13 protein-coding genes and 1 tRNA gene are annotated in these 16,194 nt (G+C 62.1%); 4 read left to right on the top strand and 10 right to left on the bottom strand.

Going from position 1 to position 16,194, the window contains the following annotated elements; translation table 11 throughout:
• Positions 1–15: 15 nt before the first annotated feature.
• From KX928_RS09540 to cysS, 4 genes are all read right to left on the bottom strand, one after another.
• Entirely contained in the window at positions 16–804 is a 789-nt protein-coding gene (locus KX928_RS09540; RefSeq protein ID WP_219501419.1) for a squalene/phytoene synthase family protein, read from the bottom strand.
• Positions 794–1,522, bottom strand: coding sequence for a class I SAM-dependent methyltransferase (locus KX928_RS09535; protein ID WP_219501417.1), 729 nt, complete (start codon positions 1,520–1,522; stop codon positions 794–796). The genes KX928_RS09540 and KX928_RS09535 overlap by 11 nt, the downstream gene beginning before the upstream one ends.
• On the bottom strand, positions 1,519–3,141 hold the full coding sequence (gene cimA / locus KX928_RS09530; RefSeq protein WP_219501416.1) for a citramalate synthase: 1,623 nt from the start codon (positions 3,139–3,141) through the stop codon (positions 1,519–1,521). The genes KX928_RS09535 and cimA overlap by 4 nt, the downstream gene beginning before the upstream one ends.
• Positions 3,142–3,265: 124 nt before the next feature.
• Entirely contained in the window at positions 3,266–4,657 is a 1,392-nt protein-coding gene (gene cysS, locus KX928_RS09525; RefSeq protein ID WP_219501407.1) for a cysteine--tRNA ligase, read from the bottom strand.
• Between the two features lie 221 nt (positions 4,658–4,878).
• Between cysS and KX928_RS09520 the strand changes: the two genes are divergently transcribed.
• Positions 4,879–6,054, top strand: a complete 1,176-nt coding sequence (locus tag KX928_RS09520; protein WP_219501406.1) for a pyridoxal phosphate-dependent aminotransferase — start codon at positions 4,879–4,881, stop codon at positions 6,052–6,054.
• Between the two features lie 52 nt (positions 6,055–6,106).
• Here the strand turns inward: KX928_RS09520 and KX928_RS09515 are convergent, their stop codons facing one another.
• Positions 6,107–6,724, bottom strand: a complete 618-nt coding sequence (locus KX928_RS09515) for an outer membrane protein (protein ID WP_219501405.1) — start codon at positions 6,722–6,724, stop codon at positions 6,107–6,109.
• Between the two features lie 403 nt (positions 6,725–7,127).
• On the opposite strand from KX928_RS09515, the gene KX928_RS09510 reads away from it, so the two are divergent.
• Positions 7,128–8,666 (top strand): trimethylamine methyltransferase family protein, encoded by a 1,539-nt coding sequence (locus KX928_RS09510; protein WP_219501404.1) that lies wholly within the window; start codon positions 7,128–7,130, stop codon positions 8,664–8,666.
• A 103-nt stretch (positions 8,667–8,769) separates the two neighbouring features.
• On the opposite strand, the gene KX928_RS09505 is transcribed toward KX928_RS09510, so the two are convergent.
• The gene (locus tag KX928_RS09505; protein WP_219501403.1) at positions 8,770–9,006 is read right to left on the bottom strand and encodes an EF-hand domain-containing protein; all 237 of its coding nucleotides are present in this window, start codon (positions 9,004–9,006) and stop codon (positions 8,770–8,772) included.
• Between the two features lie 263 nt (positions 9,007–9,269).
• Between KX928_RS09505 and KX928_RS09500 the strand changes: the two genes are divergently transcribed.
• Entirely contained in the window at positions 9,270–9,773 is a 504-nt protein-coding gene (locus tag KX928_RS09500; RefSeq protein WP_219501402.1) for an RNA polymerase sigma factor, read from the top strand.
• A 259-nt stretch (positions 9,774–10,032) separates the two neighbouring features.
• Here the strand turns inward: KX928_RS09500 and KX928_RS09495 are convergent, their stop codons facing one another.
• Positions 10,033–13,686, bottom strand: a complete 3,654-nt coding sequence (locus tag KX928_RS09495; RefSeq protein ID WP_219501401.1) for a vitamin B12-dependent ribonucleotide reductase — start codon at positions 13,684–13,686, stop codon at positions 10,033–10,035.
• 789 nt (positions 13,687–14,475) lie between these two features.
• On the opposite strand from KX928_RS09495, the gene KX928_RS09490 reads away from it, so the two are divergent.
• Complete coding sequence (locus tag KX928_RS09490) at positions 14,476–15,000, top strand: hypothetical protein (RefSeq protein WP_219501399.1); 525 nt, start codon at positions 14,476–14,478, stop codon at positions 14,998–15,000.
• Positions 15,001–15,042: 42 nt separating this feature from the next.
• On the opposite strand, the gene KX928_RS09485 is transcribed toward KX928_RS09490, so the two are convergent.
• From KX928_RS09485 to KX928_RS09475, 3 genes are all read right to left on the bottom strand, one after another.
• Positions 15,043–15,119, bottom strand: a tRNA-Pro gene (locus KX928_RS09485).
• A gap of 41 nt (positions 15,120–15,160) precedes the next feature.
• Entirely contained in the window at positions 15,161–15,622 is a 462-nt protein-coding gene (locus KX928_RS09480) for a DUF192 domain-containing protein (RefSeq protein ID WP_219501398.1), read from the bottom strand.
• Positions 15,619–16,155 (bottom strand): cold-shock protein, encoded by a 537-nt coding sequence (locus KX928_RS09475; RefSeq protein ID WP_219501396.1) that lies wholly within the window; start codon positions 16,153–16,155, stop codon positions 15,619–15,621. Before KX928_RS09475 ends, KX928_RS09480 begins: the two co-directional genes overlap by 4 nt.
• Positions 16,156–16,194 lie beyond the last annotated feature (39 nt).

The raw sequence follows: 16,194 nt of genomic DNA, 5'->3' as shown, positions 1-16,194 counted from the left end.
CCGGACCTCGGGCTGTCAGACCCACCGCCACAGCGCGTAGGATCTGCGCAACGGCGACACCGCAAGCGTTCCCTGCGCCACGCGCTGCGGTGTGCGGACAACCTGCGTCAGGATGGATTTCGTCAGGAAGGCTTCGGTCAGCGCAGGTCGGGCCGGTCGCGCCAGCAACCGGCGATACACAGCGGGCGTTCCGCAATCGGCGAGGGCCGATCTTGCCAGGGCCGCAACGCCGTCGCTGCGCCCATCAACCAGCGGAATGCGCCCCTGGGCCTCAAGTGCGGGCACCGCCTGCAGGAACCGTGCAAGCCCCGTGGCATACCCGAGCCTGCGCACAGCTTTGCCACTTTCCTCCTCAGGGTCCGGCTGCGCCTGAGCCTGCGTCAGGGCGCGCATCGCCACCCACATCAGGCCCGCTGCCGTCTCGGTCAGGTAGGCTTTGAAATGCGCCGCATCCTCAAAAGCTTCCCTGTAGATGTCCCACCGGCGCGCCGCGATCAGCCGGTCCAGTGTCCGGGCTCCCTCTGCATCGAGTATGTCGGCAAGCGGCGAGACCACGGAGTGGCGGCGCACGGTCACCCCCGATCCGATCTCTTCCAGAGCGTCGCGCCACCACTGAAGCCGCATTTCGGCAATCATGGTCTCCTGCGTGACCCATGGCGCGCGCGACACTTCCACGTTGAACGCATAGAGCGGGAACAGTACGCGCCGCGCCGCCACCGGGCTGGCCATGGTCGCCGCGAACCGGTCCGGGTCGCCCTTTTCGACCAAGCTGGCGCAGGCGTTCAGATCGGCGTCAAATGTCATCCGGTGTTACCACACTCAGCAGATAGCCGAAGGCATCCCGGTGAGCGCGCCAGCTCGCGGCCTCGGCCTCCGCCTCGTCCAGCACCCGGGCCAGGGCCCCCTGCGCATCCGGTCGCAACGCGGCAATGCGGGTGTCCAGGGGTGCGTAGTAGTTTTCCCAGGCCGTTTGCGACAATCTGCGCGTGGCCACCGTGCTGTAGCCCGCCGCCTCTACCTGCCGCGCGATGCCATCGGCATCGGTCATCGCCGGGTATTCTGCCCAGAGCTGCGCTGCCGCCGCCGGGCGATCCTCCGTGAACCAGCACGGTTCGGAGAAAACGACCGCGCCACCGGGAGCCAGGGCCGCGCGCCACCGGCGCAGACCCTCGCTGACCCCGAGGAAGTAAAGCGCACCGGCACACCAGATCATGTCGTAGGGGCCGGTGATCCCGGCCATGTCCGATACCGACAGCGACACCCGCGGGTTCGCCCCGTGCGCGGCCCGGGCCTGATCCACAAATTGAGCAGTCTTATCCATCGCGTCGATGTGACCATCCGGAGCTGCCTGCAGCAGCGCCGGGATATCTGCACCCGGCCCGCAGGCCGCATCGCAGATCCGGGCGTCCTGCTGTAATCGGGCCACCCGGCAGGCCCATTCTACATCGGCGGGTTCTCCCGGACCTTCCCGCGGCAGGTCCCGGTGCAGCACGAAAAATGCGTCCCAATACGCATCGCTCATGAGGCCCTCGCGGTGTCGCGCAGCAGTTTCCAGCGGATCGCATCCAGAAGTGCTTCGAAAGACGCATCCACGATGTTCGCCGAAACGCCGACCGTCGACCAGCGGTGCCCCTGCGCATCTTCGCTGTCGATGATGACGCGGGTCACGGCCTCGGTGCCACCCTGCGTGATACGCACCTTGAAATCGACCAGCCGCATGTCGTCGATGATCCCCTGGTAGCGTCCGAGATCCTTGGCCAGGGCCTTGGCGAGTGCATTGACAGGCCCGCGGTCCGAGCCGGTCTCATCCATGGATTCACTGACCGACAGCTTCTTTTCGCCGTCCACCTTTACCACGACAACCGCCTCCGACAGGCTGATCATCTGGTCATATTTGTTCTTTCGCCGTTCCACGGTCACCCGGTAGCGCTTGACCTCGAAGAACTCCGGCATCTGCCCCAGCGCATCGCGCGCCAGCAGCTCGAAGCTGGCCTGCGCCGTGTCATAGGAATACCCGTCCGCCTCCCGCGTCTTGATCCGGTCGAGGATCAGGCCCAGTGCCGGGTCACCGCGCGCCACGGCAATCCCCGCGGCGGTCAGGCGTTCCCGCAGGTTCGACTGGCCCGCCTGATTGGACATCGGGATGATGCGGGCGTTTCCGACATCGCCGGGGTCGATGTGTTCATAGGTGCTGGGATCCTTGAGGATCGCGGAGGCATGCAGCCCGGCCTTGTGGGCAAAAGCCGACGAGCCCACGAAAGCCGCCTGCCGGAACGGCACCCGGTTGAGGATCTCGTCCAGCATCCGGCTGGTGCGCGTCAGCCCTTTGAGCGCCGCGGGTGTGACACGGGTCTGAAAGCGGCTGGCATAGGGCGCTTTCAGCAGCAATATCGGAATGATCGCTGTCAGATTGGCATTGCCGCAGCGTTCACCCAGACCATTCAGCGTGCCCTGAATTTGCCGCGCGCCCGCGTCCACGGCAGCCAGCGTGCAGGCAACGGCATTTTCCGTGTCGTTATGCGTGTGGATGCCCAGATGGTCGCCGGGAATACCAGCCCTGATGACCTCGGCGGTGACACGCCCGACCTCTTCGGGCAGTGTGCCGCCGTTGGTGTCGCAGAGCACGATCCAGCGCGCGCCCGCGTCATAGGCGGCCCTGATCGCTTCCAGCGCATGATCGGGATTGGCGCGGTAGCCATCAAAGAAATGCTCCGCATCAAAGAGCGCCTCGCGCCCGGCGGATTTGATATGCGCGATAGAGCGGGCGATGTTGTCGATGTTCTCTGCCAGAGAGATGCCCAGGGCGGCCTCAACATGAAAATCATGGGTCTTGCCCACGAGGCAGACGGCCTTGGTGCCCGCATTCATGACCGCAGCCAGCACATCGTCATTCTCTGCCGACATGCCTGCGCGCTTGGTCATGCCAAAGGCGGTCATACGCGCCTCGGTGGCCGGGGCCGTCTCGAAAAAGGCGCTGTCGGTGGGGTTCGCACCGGGCCAGCCGCCCTCGATGTAATCGACACCCAACTGATCCAGCGTCTCGGCGATGACGCGTTTTTCTTCGGTGGAGAACTGAACGCCCTGCGTCTGTTGCCCGTCCCGCAGAGTGGTGTCGTAAAGATAAAGGCGTTCGCGGGTCATCGGGCGCACCCCTGCTGACTTGCGTCATGTCCGGGCTGCAGGCCCGGACAGCCCCCGACCGCCCCCCCGGGCGGGGGCTTCACCCCCACCCGCGGTCGGGGGCTGTCCTTCGTTCGGCGCAACGTCATTTCACTACCTCCAGTTTAGAGGGGTCCGCTTTGCCGGTGGGCTCCAATATGGTTCCATCAGGAGAATTTCTTACCGAATATCCTGCTGCCATCGCACGGTTCCGCAAAGCATCCGCTGTCTCGAAATCTCTCGATGCCCGCGCCGCGTCGATTTGTTGCGCAAAAGATTCAGCAACTTCACCACCAGCCAAATCCATGATCAGTTTTTCTCGCTCGAACCAATTTGACAATTCTGGCGTCAGCAATCCCAGCAGATGCGCAGATGCAACGAAATCACCGGGATCGTCCAGTTTTCCGGCGGCGGCTCCATCTGCCAGGAAGTGCAAGCGGCGGATAGCTTCTGCACTGTTCAAATCATCTTTCAACGCGTCCAGAACAAGGTTAGTTGGGCTGGTGGGTTGAACATCCTGGCACAGTCTACGCCACTTCCGCAGCGTCTTTTCCGCCTCCGCCCGCTTCTTCTCTGTCCAGTCCATCGGCTTGCGGTAGTGGGTGCTCAGCATCACGAAGCGGATCACCTCGCCCGGGACGCCCTGATCGAGCAAATCGCGCACGGTGAAGAAATTGCCCAGCGACTTGGACATCTTCTTGCCTTCGACTTGCAGCATTTCGTTGTGCATCCAGACCTGCGCGAATTCGTGGCCTGCGCATTGTGACTGGGCAATTTCGTTTTCATGATGCGGGAATTGCAGGTCGATGCCGCCGCCGTGAATGTCGAACTTCTCTCCCAGCAGATCATGCGCCATGGCCGAGCATTCGATGTGCCAGCCCGGGCGCCCCCGCCCCCATGGGCTGTCCCAGCCCGGCAGATCATCGCTTGAGGGCTTCCACAGGACAAAATCCATCGGGTTGCGCTTGTAGGGCGCGACCTCGACCCGCGCCCCGGCGATCATGTCATCCACCGACCGGCCCGACAGCGCGCCGTATTCCGCGTAGCTGTCCACCGCAAAGAGCACATGGCCCTCCGCCTCATAAGCGTGCCCCCTGGCAATCAGATCCTCGATCATTGCCACCATCTGGCCGATGTACCGGGTTGCCCGCGGCATCCGGGTCGGTTCCAGCGCGCCCACCGCCGCCATATCATCAAGAAACCACCCGGTTGTCTCCGCCGTGATCTCGCCAATCGGGCGGCCACTCTCCGCGGCGCGCGCGTTGATCTTGTCATCGACGTCCGTGAAGTTGCGCACATAGGTCACGTGATCGGCGCCATAGACGTGGCGCAGCAGCCGGAACAACACATCAAAGACAATCACCGGGCGCGCGTTGCCAAGATGCGCGCGGTCATAGACGGTTGGCCCACAGACATACATCCGCACGTTTCGGGGATCGATCGGCTCGAAATCCTCCTTGGTCCGGGTCTTGGTGTTGTAGAGCTTCAGTGTCGTCATGACAGGCGTCCTTGCGCGGGTGTAGCGCGGGCATAGCAATCTGAGTTCAGGATGAAAACGACCTAAAACCGCCCGCAGGGTGCGATCAGCAAATAATACAGCAAATGAGCTTGGTCTCGGTCATGGCCCTTCTCTAGCGCGGCGGCGCGGGACCGGTCAAGGCTGATTGACGAATCGCACATCCTCTGCGCCCCTGCGCCAAGGCGACAAGGGAGACGGCCATGCAGCTTTCGACACGGATTACCGGCCTGACAGGGGGCGGTTCGGATGGGTGGGACGTCTTTTTGAAAGCGCGGCGCATGATCGCCGAGGGGACACCGGTGACCGAGCTGACGATCGGCGAGCATGACATCCGGACCGCGGCGCCCATCCTTCGGGACATGCACGCCTCGGCGATGGACGGGCACACCGGATATGCAGCGGTGCCCGGCACCGACAGCCTGCGCCGAACTGTCGCCGCGCGGGTTGAAGAGCGCACGGGCGTGCCGACAACGCTGGACAACGTCCTGATCACGCCCGGCGGTCAGGCTGCCCTTTTCGCCGCTCATATGGCGGCCTGCGACCCCGGTGACACGGCGCTTTACATCGATCCTTATTACGCGACCTACCCCGGCACGCTGCGGGGTGTGGGCGCTGTCCCGCAAGCGATCCTCACCCGCGCCGAGGATGCGTTTCAACCGCGCGCAGACGCCCTAAAGGCCCACGCCGGCGAGGCGCGCTCTTTGCTGATCAACTCGCCGAACAATCCCACGGGCGTTGTCTATTCGGACGGCACGCTGGACATGATCGCCACAATCTGCCGGGAAAACGATCTGTGGCTGATTTCCGACGAGGTCTATGAAACGCAGGTCTGGGAGGGACGCCACCTGTCCCCCCGCGCCCTGCCGGGGATGGCGGACCGGACCTTCGTTGTCGGCTCCATGTCGAAATCGCATGCGATGACCGGGTCGCGCTGCGGGTGGATCGTGGGCCCGGAGGAGGCCATCGCCGACCTGATCACGCTGGCGACGCATACCACCTATGGCGTGCCCGGCTTCATCCAGGACGCCGCCGGTTTCGCGCTTGGTCAAGGCTGGGATTTTGAGGCTGAGATTGCCGAACCGTTCAAACGTCGGCGTGCCCTGGCGACGCGGGTTCTGGCGGGCCAGAACACCGTTGGACTGGTCCCGTCTCAGGGGGCGATGTACCTGATGCTCGATATCCGCGGGACCGGCATGACGGGTGAGGCCTTTGCCTACGACCTGCTGGACACGCATCATATCGCGGTCATGCCCGGCGAAAGCTTCGGCAGTTCCGCCGCGGGTCACATTCGCGTTGCGATGACAATTGAGGACAGCGCCTTCGAGACGGCCCTGCAAACGCTGTGCAATCATGCGGAGATGCGCGCCGCCGCCTGACTGCGCAACCCCGGCGGCGGATACCCCCGGGGTTCACGGGCTATCGGGTGCGTCAGAACTGCCAGGACGCACGAATGGTGAATGTATCGGCATCTGCATCGAGGCCGGGTGTTCCACCAAGATCGTTGAAGCTGTGGGTCAGGTATTCTCCGCTGACGATGAACTGCTGGGTTGCCTTGTAGGCCACGCCGATGCCGTAGAAGTCACCGGTGTCACCGCCCACTGTGGTGTCCACATCGGCGAGGCCCGCGGTCGCGTATACCAGCGTGTTGCCAAAATCATAGCCACCCTTGAGCTTGGCGCGCCAGACGGAATCGACGGATTGACCAATCGGACCACCGGCATTTTCCAGATCGACGCTGGCATCGTCGTAATCCAGTTCACCGCCAATCACCCAGCTGCCGAAATCGTAGTTGTAGCCTGCATGCACACCAAACGTCGTGTCGTCACCGCCGACACCGGCGAGACCGCCTTGACCATCGACATCCAGATTACCGACCTGCGCACCGGCGTAAAACCCTGTCCAGTCGCCACCGGTGTAGATCGGTGCCGGGGGCGGCGCGGCAGGAACCGGTGCCGCGACCGGCGCGTCGAGGGATCCCGCGAATGCGGATGTCGTCATTATCGCCGTGGCGGAAATCGCTGCTGCTGCACACAGAATATTTTTCATTTTCATATCCTTACCTCGTTTGACAGGCACCACCATCGGCACCCTCACCGTGTAAACTGGTGAATGCGGCAAAGGGTTCAATACTGCGGCCATCAAGGAAAAGTGAACCGGCGGAAACGGGCTAAAACGTCCAGAATCCGCCCCTAATTCTGGGCGAAAACCCGCTGCGTTCCTACGCCGCAGTGGAATTGTCGGAAAACGACCATGCGTCGCAAACAGGCTTGACCGGTCTGACGGCTTCGCCGCAGGCTGACGTCAGGAGAGGAAGCCCGCATGCAAGGTGATCTGAGCAAGATAAATATCGTGATCCGCACAATCGGTGCGGAGCGTGGCCGCGCGGCCCGAGGACGTCCTGTCGCCCCCTAGCCGCGATCTCTGCCACTCTTCTTTCCAGGACCCTTCGATGACACAGAAAACCCAATCACGCAGCGGCGGCCGCTCCGCCCGACGTGCTGCCCGGGCAGCACCCCTCGCCGCCCACCTCCGCCCTGTACGGCCCGGATTGTCAGGCGGGCAATACCGCCCGCTGACGGCCGCCGACATGGACAACATTCATGCGGCAGCGCTCGACGCCCTTGAGCAGATCGGCCTTGCCGACGCTCCGCCCTCCGGCATCGCGCTGCTGACCGGTGCCGGTGCCGTGCTGGGCGGGGACGGGCGTATCCGGTTCCCGCGCGCTTTGGTCGAAGACACCATTGCCCGGGCCAACCGGTCTGTCACGCTGATGGGCCGCGACCCGGCCCATGACCTGCACCTGTCGGGCCATCGCGTGCATTACGGCACGGCGGGGGCAGCGGTGCATCTTGTCGAGGCAGAGGGCCGGAATTACCGCGAATGCGGCGTGCAGGACCTGCATGATGCCGCCCGCATTGCCGACGTGCTCGACAACATCCATTTTGTTCAGCGACCGATGGTATGCCGGGACATCACGGACAATCTGGAGATGGACCTCAATTCGATTTACGCGTGTTGCTCCGGCACGACAAAGCATGTCGGGGTGTCCTTCACCGACCCGCAATTCGTCCCGCATGCGGTCGAGATGCTGCATATGATCGCGGGGGGCGAAGACAAGTGGCGCGAACGCCCTTTCATCAGCAATACCAATTGCTTCGTTGTCCCGCCAATGAAATTCGCCACGGAATCCTGTCAGGTGATGGAGGCCTGCATTGCGGCCGGTATTCCGGTTCTGCTGCTGTCGGCAGGTATGGCCGGGGCCACGGCACCGTCGACCATCGCGGGCGCGATTGTTCAGGCATGTGCCGAATGCCTCGCCGGTCTTGTCTACGTCAACGCGGTCAAACCCGGCCACCCGGCCGTCTTCGGCACATGGCCATTCGGGCTGGACCTGCGGACCGGCGCGATGACCGGCGGGTCCGGCGAACAGGCCCTGCTGACCTCCGGCTGCGCCCAGATGCACAAGTATTACGATCTGCCCGGCGGCGCGGCGGCGGGCATTGCGGATTCCAAGCTGCCGGACATGCAGGCCGGGTGGGAGCAGATGTGCTCCAACGTCATGGCCGGGCTGTCCGGGCTGAATATGGTCTATGAGGCGGCGGGGATGCACGCGTCGCTGCTGGGTTTCTGTCACGAGTCGCTGATCCTCGGGGACGATCTGATCGGTCAGGCACTGCGCTGCGTGCGGGGGATCGAAGTGACGGACGAAACGCTGGCGCTGGAGCAGATACGCGAGGTCTGCATCGGCGGGCCGGGTCACTATCTTGGCACCGAGCAAACGCTGGGCCGGATGCAGGCGGATCACGTCTATCCGACATACGGAGACCGCACGTCGCCCAAGGAATGGGACGAGCTGGGCAAACCCGACCTCATCGCAAAGGCGACGGCGCGCAAAGAGGAGATCCTCGCGCAACGATCCGCCGCGCGGTTTGACCCCCAGCTCGATGCGCAGCTGCGCGCCCGGTTCAACATTCACCTCCCCGCGTAACCCTTTGGCAAAAAAGGAACCCGGCTCCTGGGGGAGGAGCCGGGCCCGGGCCTGTACGCCTGTAATCTTATGCGTGATCAGGCGCTGTCAGGCCTGCTGCGTGTCAGGCCGGCATCAGGCCAGCTTCTTGCGCGGATTGCACTTCGGCTTCGTCCAGTGCGCCATCCGCGTTCAGATCCATTGTGCTGAAAGTCTCTGCCGTGATGTCCGGATAGACAGCCTGCACCTCGTCGATTGTCAGAACGCCATCGCCATTCGCATCCGCCGCGAGTTGCGCCATCGCGGCAGAGGCCGACAGAACTGCAATCAGGGCGATGGTTGGTTTGGTGATCATTTTCATTTGGGTACTCCCATTATTAGGTTTGAACTTTCGTGTTCAAGGCGCTGCTCTGCGCCTCACCCTGTCAGATGCAGGAATGTCGACTTCCGTCCGCTTCCCGGGTAACGGCCGCCGCTGCGCGCCAATCCCCGCCGATCCATGCCCGGAAGGGTGGCGACGGGTCGCCGAAAAAGACCCTCCGCGCGCCATCGGCAAAAAGCCCCCATCTGGTAGCGCGCGAAAGACATGCCATGTTGAGTACATGCCTCACAAAGGAGCTTCACATGGAACATCTGCATGATATCCCGCCGTCGTTGAACGCCTTGCTGCCCCGCCTGATCACACGGGCGCGCCGGCTGGCCGACAACGCCAGCGATGCCGACGACCTTGTCCAGGAAACGACGCTCAAGCTTTGGCAAACCCTGCAAAAAGGGACCGACATTGACGACCTGGACCGCTATGCGATGACCATCCTGCGCAATCAGGCGCGACAGCGCTGGCGTTCGGACCGACCGACCGACCCGCTGGAAGAAGCCAGCGCCGCCGTACCGCCTGTCGCCCCCGCCCGCATCGCCTGTGCTGAACTGGCGGCGGCGGTCGAAAAACTGCCCGAGACGCAGTCTCAGCTGATCCACATGATCGCCGCGGGCGAGACGAGCCCGGCGGTGATCGCAGAACGCACCGGGCTGCCGGTGGGCACCGTCATGTCACGCCTCGCCCGCGCCCGCTCCAAGCTGCGCACAGCGATGGGTATTGCGCAACGCGCCCCGGTGTCGGAACTGTTCTGAGCGGGGAACTGACTGGCACGGCGCAGCACGCCGGAAAGAAAAAACGGAGAGCCGAAGCTCTCCGCCAAGTTTCGCCGTTCAGGCTCTGTATGTTAACCGCTCGGTATTTTTCTGCCTGCGGCCTGAACGTCGTCAAGGGCGAGCGCACCCGCCCCCTGTAAAGGTGGGAAGGAACAAAGCACCGTTCCCACCCTGTTCGTCGGGGTCCGGTCTGCTCGGGAGACCGTGACCCCTACACGTCCCCAGGGACGCGTTTGGCTTAGCTACACCCGGACGTTCCGCCGCAGGTGTTGCATTTCATGCAGGTGCCGTTGCGCACCAGCGTGTAGTTGCCGCATTCGCCGCAGGCCTCGCCCTCGTAGCCCTGCATTTTGGCCTTTGTGCGGGCGTCCATGCTGACCGATCCGCTGGCGACCGCCGTTGTCGCCATGGCGACCGCAACGCTGCCTTCGGCAACCGGGGCGAGCCCGTCGAAGGCGACCGCCTGTTCCGCAAAGCCCTGCTGGCCGCCCTGCAGCACCACCAGTTCCTGTGGCAGGCGTTTGCGCAGGTACCCGGTGGAGCTGATCTGTTTCAGCACCTCAAGCGATTTTGTGGCAGCGGTTTCAGAGAGTTCCGAGACATTGCTCACCCCCTCTTCCTCACCCCGGCCCAGATCGTCGAAGGTGTGACCCTCGGGCTGCACATGCGCCAGATCGGTGCGGTCGAGGTAGCTGACCGCCAGTTCCCGGAACACGTAATCGAGGATCGAAGTCGCGTTCTTGATCGTCTCATTGCCCTGCACCATGCCCGCGGGCTCGAATTTGGTGAAGGTGAAGGCATCGACGAACTCCTCCAGCGGCACGCCGTATTGCAGACCGACCGAGACCGCGATGGCGAAGTTGTTCATCATCGCCCGGAAACCAGCCCCTTCCTTGTGCATGTCGATGAAAATTTCACCCAGATTGCCGTCTTCATATTCGCCGGTGCGCAGATAGACCTTGTGGCCGCCGACGATGGCCTTTTGGGTGTAGCCCTTGCGCCGCTGCGGCATCTTCTCGCGGTGCGACTTGACAATTTCCTTGACGATCACCTTCTCGACGATCTTCTCGGCGAGCACGGTGGCTTTCTCCTGCGCCGAGCCGCTTTCGAGCACCTCCTGCGCGTCGTCGTCATCCTCGACCAGCGCAGCCGCGAGAGGTTGCGAAAGCTTGGAGCCATCGCGGTAGAGCGCGTTGGCCTTCACCCCCAGCGACCAGCTGAGTTCATAGGCTTTCTGGCAATCCTCGATGGTCGCATCGTTGGGCATATTGATGGTCTTGGAGATCGCGCCCGAGATGAAGCTTTGTGCCGCCGCCATCATGGTGATGTGGCTGTTGACCGACAGGAAGCGCTTGCCTTTCTTGCCGCAGGGGTTGGCGCAATCGAAGATGCTCAGATGCTCATCTTTCAGGAAGGGCGCGCCTTCCAGCGTCATGGTACCGCAGACGTGGTCATTCGCCGCGTCGATATCCGCCTTGGTGAACCCAAGGTGCCGCAGCAGGTCAAACGTTGGATCGTTCAGCTTTTCGGCAGGAATGCCAAGGACTTGCGTGCAGAACTCCTCTCCCAGTGTCCACTGGTTGAAGACGAACCGGATGTCGAAGGCCGAGGCCAGCGCCGCATCCACTTTCGCCAGCTCATTGGCGCCAAAGCCGTGGCCCGCGAGCGAGGTGTGGTTGATGCCCGGCGCATTGCCGATGGTACCGTGACCCACGGCGTAGGAGACGATCTCCTCGATCTGGGCCGAGCCGTAGCCGAGCTTCTCAAGCGCGGCCGGCACCGACTGGTTGATGATCTTGAAATACCCGCCGCCGGCGAGCTTCTTGAACTTGACCAGAGCAAAATCCGGTTCAATCCCCGTGGTGTCGCAATCCATCACCAGACCGATTGTCCCGGTCGGCGCGATCACAGAGACCTGCGCATTGCGGTAACCGTGCTTTTCGCCAAGCGCCAACGCCTCGTCCCAGGCGGAAATCGCGACCTCGATCAGCTTGGGATCCGGGCAGCCTGCGTGGTCCAGCGCAACCGGCTTGACTGCCAGCGCTTCGTACCCGTCAGTTTTGCCCTGCGCCGCCATGCGGTGATTGCGAATGACCCGCAGCATGTGCGCGCTGTTCTTGACGTAGCCCGGGAAGGCCCCAAGCTCGCCCGCCATCTCGGCAGAGGTGGCGTAGGACACACCGGTCATGATCGCGGTCAGCGCCCCGCACAGGGCACGACCTTCCGTGCTGTCATAGCTGTACCCCATGTTCATCAACAGGCCGCCGATGTTGGCATAACCCAGGCCGAGGGTGCGGAAGTCGTAGGAGCGTTGCGCGATCTCCTTGGAGGGGAACTGCGCCATCATAACAGAGATTTCCAGCGTCACGGTCCAGAGACGGGCAGCGTGGATGTAATCTTCGACCTGGAAGGTGCCCTCCTTGAGGAAGGTCAGCAGGTTCATCGACGCCAGGTTGCACGCCGTGTCATCAAGGAACATGTACTCCGAGCACGGGTTGGAGCCGCGGATCGCCCCGTCTTCGGGACAGGTGTGCCAGTCGTTCACCGTGTCGTGGTACTGGATGCCCGGATCGGCGCAGGCCCAGGCCGCGTGGCCAATCTGCTCCCACAAATCACGGGCCTTCACGGTCTTGGTGACCTTGCCATCGACGCGGTTGATCAGCTCCCAGTCCGCATCTTTTTCGACCGCGGTGAGGAAAGCGTTGGTGACGCGGATGGAGTTGTTGGAGTTCTGGCCGGAGACGGAGTTGTAGGCCTCAGAGTCCCAGTCGGTATCGTAGGTCGGGAACTCGATCGAGGTATGCCCCTGCTTGGCATAATCCAGCACACGCTTGACGTAAGTCTCGGGGATAGAGACTTTTTTCGCAGCACGGATCGCGGTTTTCAGCGCGTCATTCTTGGCCGGATCGTAGGCGTCGGCTTCTGCCCCGTCCCATGTCCTGATGGCTTCGAAAAGACCGTTGAGCTTCTGCTCGTGCATCTTGGAGCCTGCGACGATGCTCGCCACTTTCTGCTCTTCGATGACCTTCCAGTTGATGAAATCCTCAATGTCCGGGTGATCAGCATCGACGATCACCATCTTGGCCGCGCGGCGCGTGGTGCCGCCCGATTTGATCGCCCCCGCCGCCCGGTCGCCAATTTTCAGGAAGCCCATGAGTCCGGAAGAACGGCCACCGCCCGATAGGCTTTCCCCGGCTGCGCGCAGCGAGGAGAAGTTGGTGCCTGTACCAGAGCCGTACTTGAACAAACGGGCTTCCCGAACCCACAGATCCATGATGCCGCCGTCGTTTACGAGGTCGTCTGAGACTGACTGGATAAAGCAGGCATGGGGCTGCGGGTGTTCGTAGGATGATTTTGATTTGGTCAGCTTGCCGGTCTTGTAGTCGACATAGTGGTGACCCTGCGCCGGTCCATCGATGCCATATGCCCAGTGCAGACCAGTGTTGAACCACTGCGGGCTGTTTGGCGCGGCGCGCTGGCTGGCCAGCATGTGACGCATCTCGTCGAAATAGGCGCGGGCGTCCTCCTCGGTGGAGAAATAGCCGCCCTTCCAGCCCCAGTAGGCCCAGGCACCGGCCAACCGATCAAAGACCTGCTTGGAGGAGGTCTCGCCGCCCATTTCCGCGCCCTCGGCAGGTACCGAGCGCCACAGGAATTCCGGCACACCTTTCTCTTTGACCTTCTTGGTCTTCGACGGCACGCCCGCCTTGCGGAAGTATTTCTGCGCAATCACGTCGCTGGCGACCTGGCTCCACGCGTTGGGAACCTCCACCTCATCAAGGCGGAACACGACAGTGCCGTCGGGATTACGAATTTCAGATGCCGTAGTGACGAAATCCAGATCTGCGTAGGCGTCCTGATCTACTTTTGTGAATTTCCGTTCAATTTTCATTTTCGCTGCCTCATTTCCAGCATCTTCATTCAAGAAACGCTGCCGTCATTGCGGTGCGTCTCCAACCTGTTGCCACGGTCAGAAGCATGCAGACCTCTGTGCTGCGCCTCGCATTGCGGCGCCGCCGGTCTTGTCCAGATCGATAATTCAGATCGTCTGATTGCCCCTGTCCCGTCGATGCGCCCCTGAGCGTTTAACCACTACATGTTGTGGCACCATCGTCGGCCTCCACAAACTGACGTATTCACCCCTATTGGGTCAACGAAATTTTTGTAATTTTTTTGAAGTTTACCGACTTGACGGATGGCGAATTTTAGTCAGCGCTCACGGTGTCGTGATTCAACTTATTAACACGCGGTTAATATCCCCAGACCGTGCCTGAACCCCGGCTTTCAGCCGATCCATCAATAAGTGAATAGATTGGCTGATTTAGCTGCTCTATCTGATGCAGCACATGAATTTATCCACAGAGGCGCATGGGGAGGCGCTCAACCAAAGCGCTGGTTTTGCTGCGACGGCTGATTCATCATCCCTACTCACGGAGTGTTACAGTTTTGTGTCGATTTGGGCCGGGCCGACAATTTTGACCTCCCCAGATATGGTGAGGTCACGGCTATCCTGAGCAAATCTCCACAAGATGTAGTGTCAGACGCGCAAGGGGATAAATGCACGATAGTGCCGAAATCCAAAGCCGCGATACCCCTTGGCCCCGCATGATTCCTTTACGGGAGCCTGCGCGCACGTTTTTATGGGGTTCACAGCCAGCCCTTAAAACACGGGAGCATGCCAATGTCCGCATCTTCGTCCGATCTGGCGATGGCGCTGGAGCCTTGGGACCAGACGTCAGCGACCGACATCGCCGATATCTACCAGCGCTACCAACATCAGGAGGATTTTTTGCCCGCCTTGATCCGGTGCAGCCGCCGTGAAGAGTGCGAACGCGGTGCGACCTGGCTGATCAAGCATCACTGCGAGAAAGGCGGGGCATCATTTTCCGACGACGACCGCCATGCGTTTTATCGAGGGGTCGGCAGGCTGGTGCATTGGGAAGCCAAACTGCATGTGCTGCAGACGATGCCGGCCATCGCCGTCCCCCGAACCCTTCGGTCGGATGTGAAGGCCTTCGTGCTCAAGTCCCTCGCTGACAGCAACAAGCTCGTGATTGCCTGGGCCTATTTCGCGCTGGCGCTCCTTGCGGATCAGTTTCCGGAATACCGCGAAGAGGCGCTCGGGGTGCTTGCGCTTGCTGCGCCGGACTACCCCTCGGGGGCGATCGCCGTGCGCATCAGGAAAGCAAGGGCGCTGCTGGCCTGATGGCGCGCAGAGCCACCGGAACAAGACATGCGTGGTGAAAAGTGGTCGGAGCGAGAGGATTCGAACCTCCGACCCCCTGTACCCAAAACAGGTGCGCTACCAGGCTGCGCCACGCTCCGACTTGCGCCTCTTTAGACGGGGTCAAACGGATTGAAAACCCCTAACAGGACCATTTGGCATCCGTTTTCGAAAATGTTGGGTGCCGCAGGACGGTGCCGGGACTTATCCCCATCGCCCTGGCCAGACCACCGTTGATTTCCAGCACATGGGTCAGGTTATCGCCCCCGGGGATCGGCGTTTCATCCAGCGGTCGGGCGCGGTGATGAATGTGCTGAACGGTGCCCGTGGCATCGATGAACAGCAAATCCAGTTCGATCAGCGTATTGCGCATCCAGAACGACAGCCGCTGTGGTCGGTCATAGACAAAAAGCATGCCCGCAGCGCTCGGCAGGCTCTCGCGGTGCATCAGGCCCTGGGCACGCTCACGCGCGTCATCCGCGATTTCAACGGCAAACCGCGCCTGCCCCCAGTCACCTTTCAGAAAGACGGTATCGTCGCGACAGTCCTGCGCCCAGACGGGTTGCGCCAGAAGACATCCGAACAGCGCGGCGCGCAGGGTCATGAGCCCGAAGAATCCAATGCAGCTTCCCAGGCGAAGACTTCCGCGGCCATATGGCCGCGCTTGCCCTCGATCACCCGCAAGGCCAGGGCTTCGCCGGGCGCGAGGTCCGACAGGCCGGAGCGGCGCAGCACTTCCATGTGCAGAAAAATGTCGTCGCGCCGGCCAAAGACATTGGCAAAGCCGAAACCCTTGCCCTTGTCGAACCATTTGACGCGCGCAGGTTCCAGCGGGGCGGAGGCGACGATTTCCGGATCGAGCGCCGCGATATCCGACAGCCCCACCGACTCACCCGCCTGGGGCGGCAGCAAGGCCAGAACCTGCGTTGCCTGCACACCGCGTTCGGTGCGCTGCACTTCCAGTTCGACCCGGGCACCATCGGCAACCGAGCTTTGCCCGAAGTTGCGCAAAACGTTAACGTGCAACAGAATATCGGGACCGCCCGCGTCCGAGACAACGAAGCCGAACCCCTTTACCGGATCAAACCATTTAACCAACCCAGTTACGGGGGAAGATATTTCTTCGGTCTCGCTCACACAGTCTACTTTCGGTCGCAGTAACTTCTTTTAACACAG

It is taken from the genome of Roseobacter insulae (assembly GCF_019375555.1).
GTDB classification, from domain to species: Bacteria; Pseudomonadota; Alphaproteobacteria; order Rhodobacterales; family Rhodobacteraceae; genus Roseobacter; species Roseobacter insulae.
The sequence above is the reverse complement of the archived record's forward strand: the minus strand, read 5'-3'. Positions and strand labels throughout refer to the sequence as shown.

Bases quoted from the DNA above. Each gene is read 5' to 3' on its own strand.
- KX928_RS09540 (WP_219501419.1), bottom strand. From the start codon at position 804: ATGACATTTGACGCCGATCTGAACGCCTGCGCCAGCTTGGTCGAAAAG.
- KX928_RS09535 (WP_219501417.1), bottom strand. From the start codon at position 1,522: ATGAGCGATGCGTATTGGGACGCATTTTTCGTGCTGCACCGGGACCTG.
- cimA (WP_219501416.1), bottom strand. From the start codon at position 3,141: ATGACCCGCGAACGCCTTTATCTTTACGACACCACTCTGCGGGACGGG.
- cysS (WP_219501407.1), bottom strand. From the start codon at position 4,657: ATGACGACACTGAAGCTCTACAACACCAAGACCCGGACCAAGGAGGAT.
- KX928_RS09520 (WP_219501406.1), top strand. From the start codon at position 4,879: ATGCAGCTTTCGACACGGATTACCGGCCTGACAGGGGGCGGTTCGGAT.
- KX928_RS09515 (WP_219501405.1), bottom strand. From the start codon at position 6,724: ATGAAAAATATTCTGTGTGCAGCAGCAGCGATTTCCGCCACGGCGATA.
- KX928_RS09510 (WP_219501404.1), top strand. From the start codon at position 7,128: ATGACACAGAAAACCCAATCACGCAGCGGCGGCCGCTCCGCCCGACGT.
- KX928_RS09505 (WP_219501403.1), bottom strand. From the start codon at position 9,006: ATGAAAATGATCACCAAACCAACCATCGCCCTGATTGCAGTTCTGTCG.
- KX928_RS09500 (WP_219501402.1), top strand. From the start codon at position 9,270: ATGGAACATCTGCATGATATCCCGCCGTCGTTGAACGCCTTGCTGCCC.
- KX928_RS09495 (WP_219501401.1), bottom strand. From the start codon at position 13,686: ATGAAAATTGAACGGAAATTCACAAAAGTAGATCAGGACGCCTACGCA.
- KX928_RS09490 (WP_219501399.1), top strand. From the start codon at position 14,476: ATGTCCGCATCTTCGTCCGATCTGGCGATGGCGCTGGAGCCTTGGGAC.
- KX928_RS09480 (WP_219501398.1), bottom strand. From the start codon at position 15,622: ATGACCCTGCGCGCCGCGCTGTTCGGATGTCTTCTGGCGCAACCCGTC.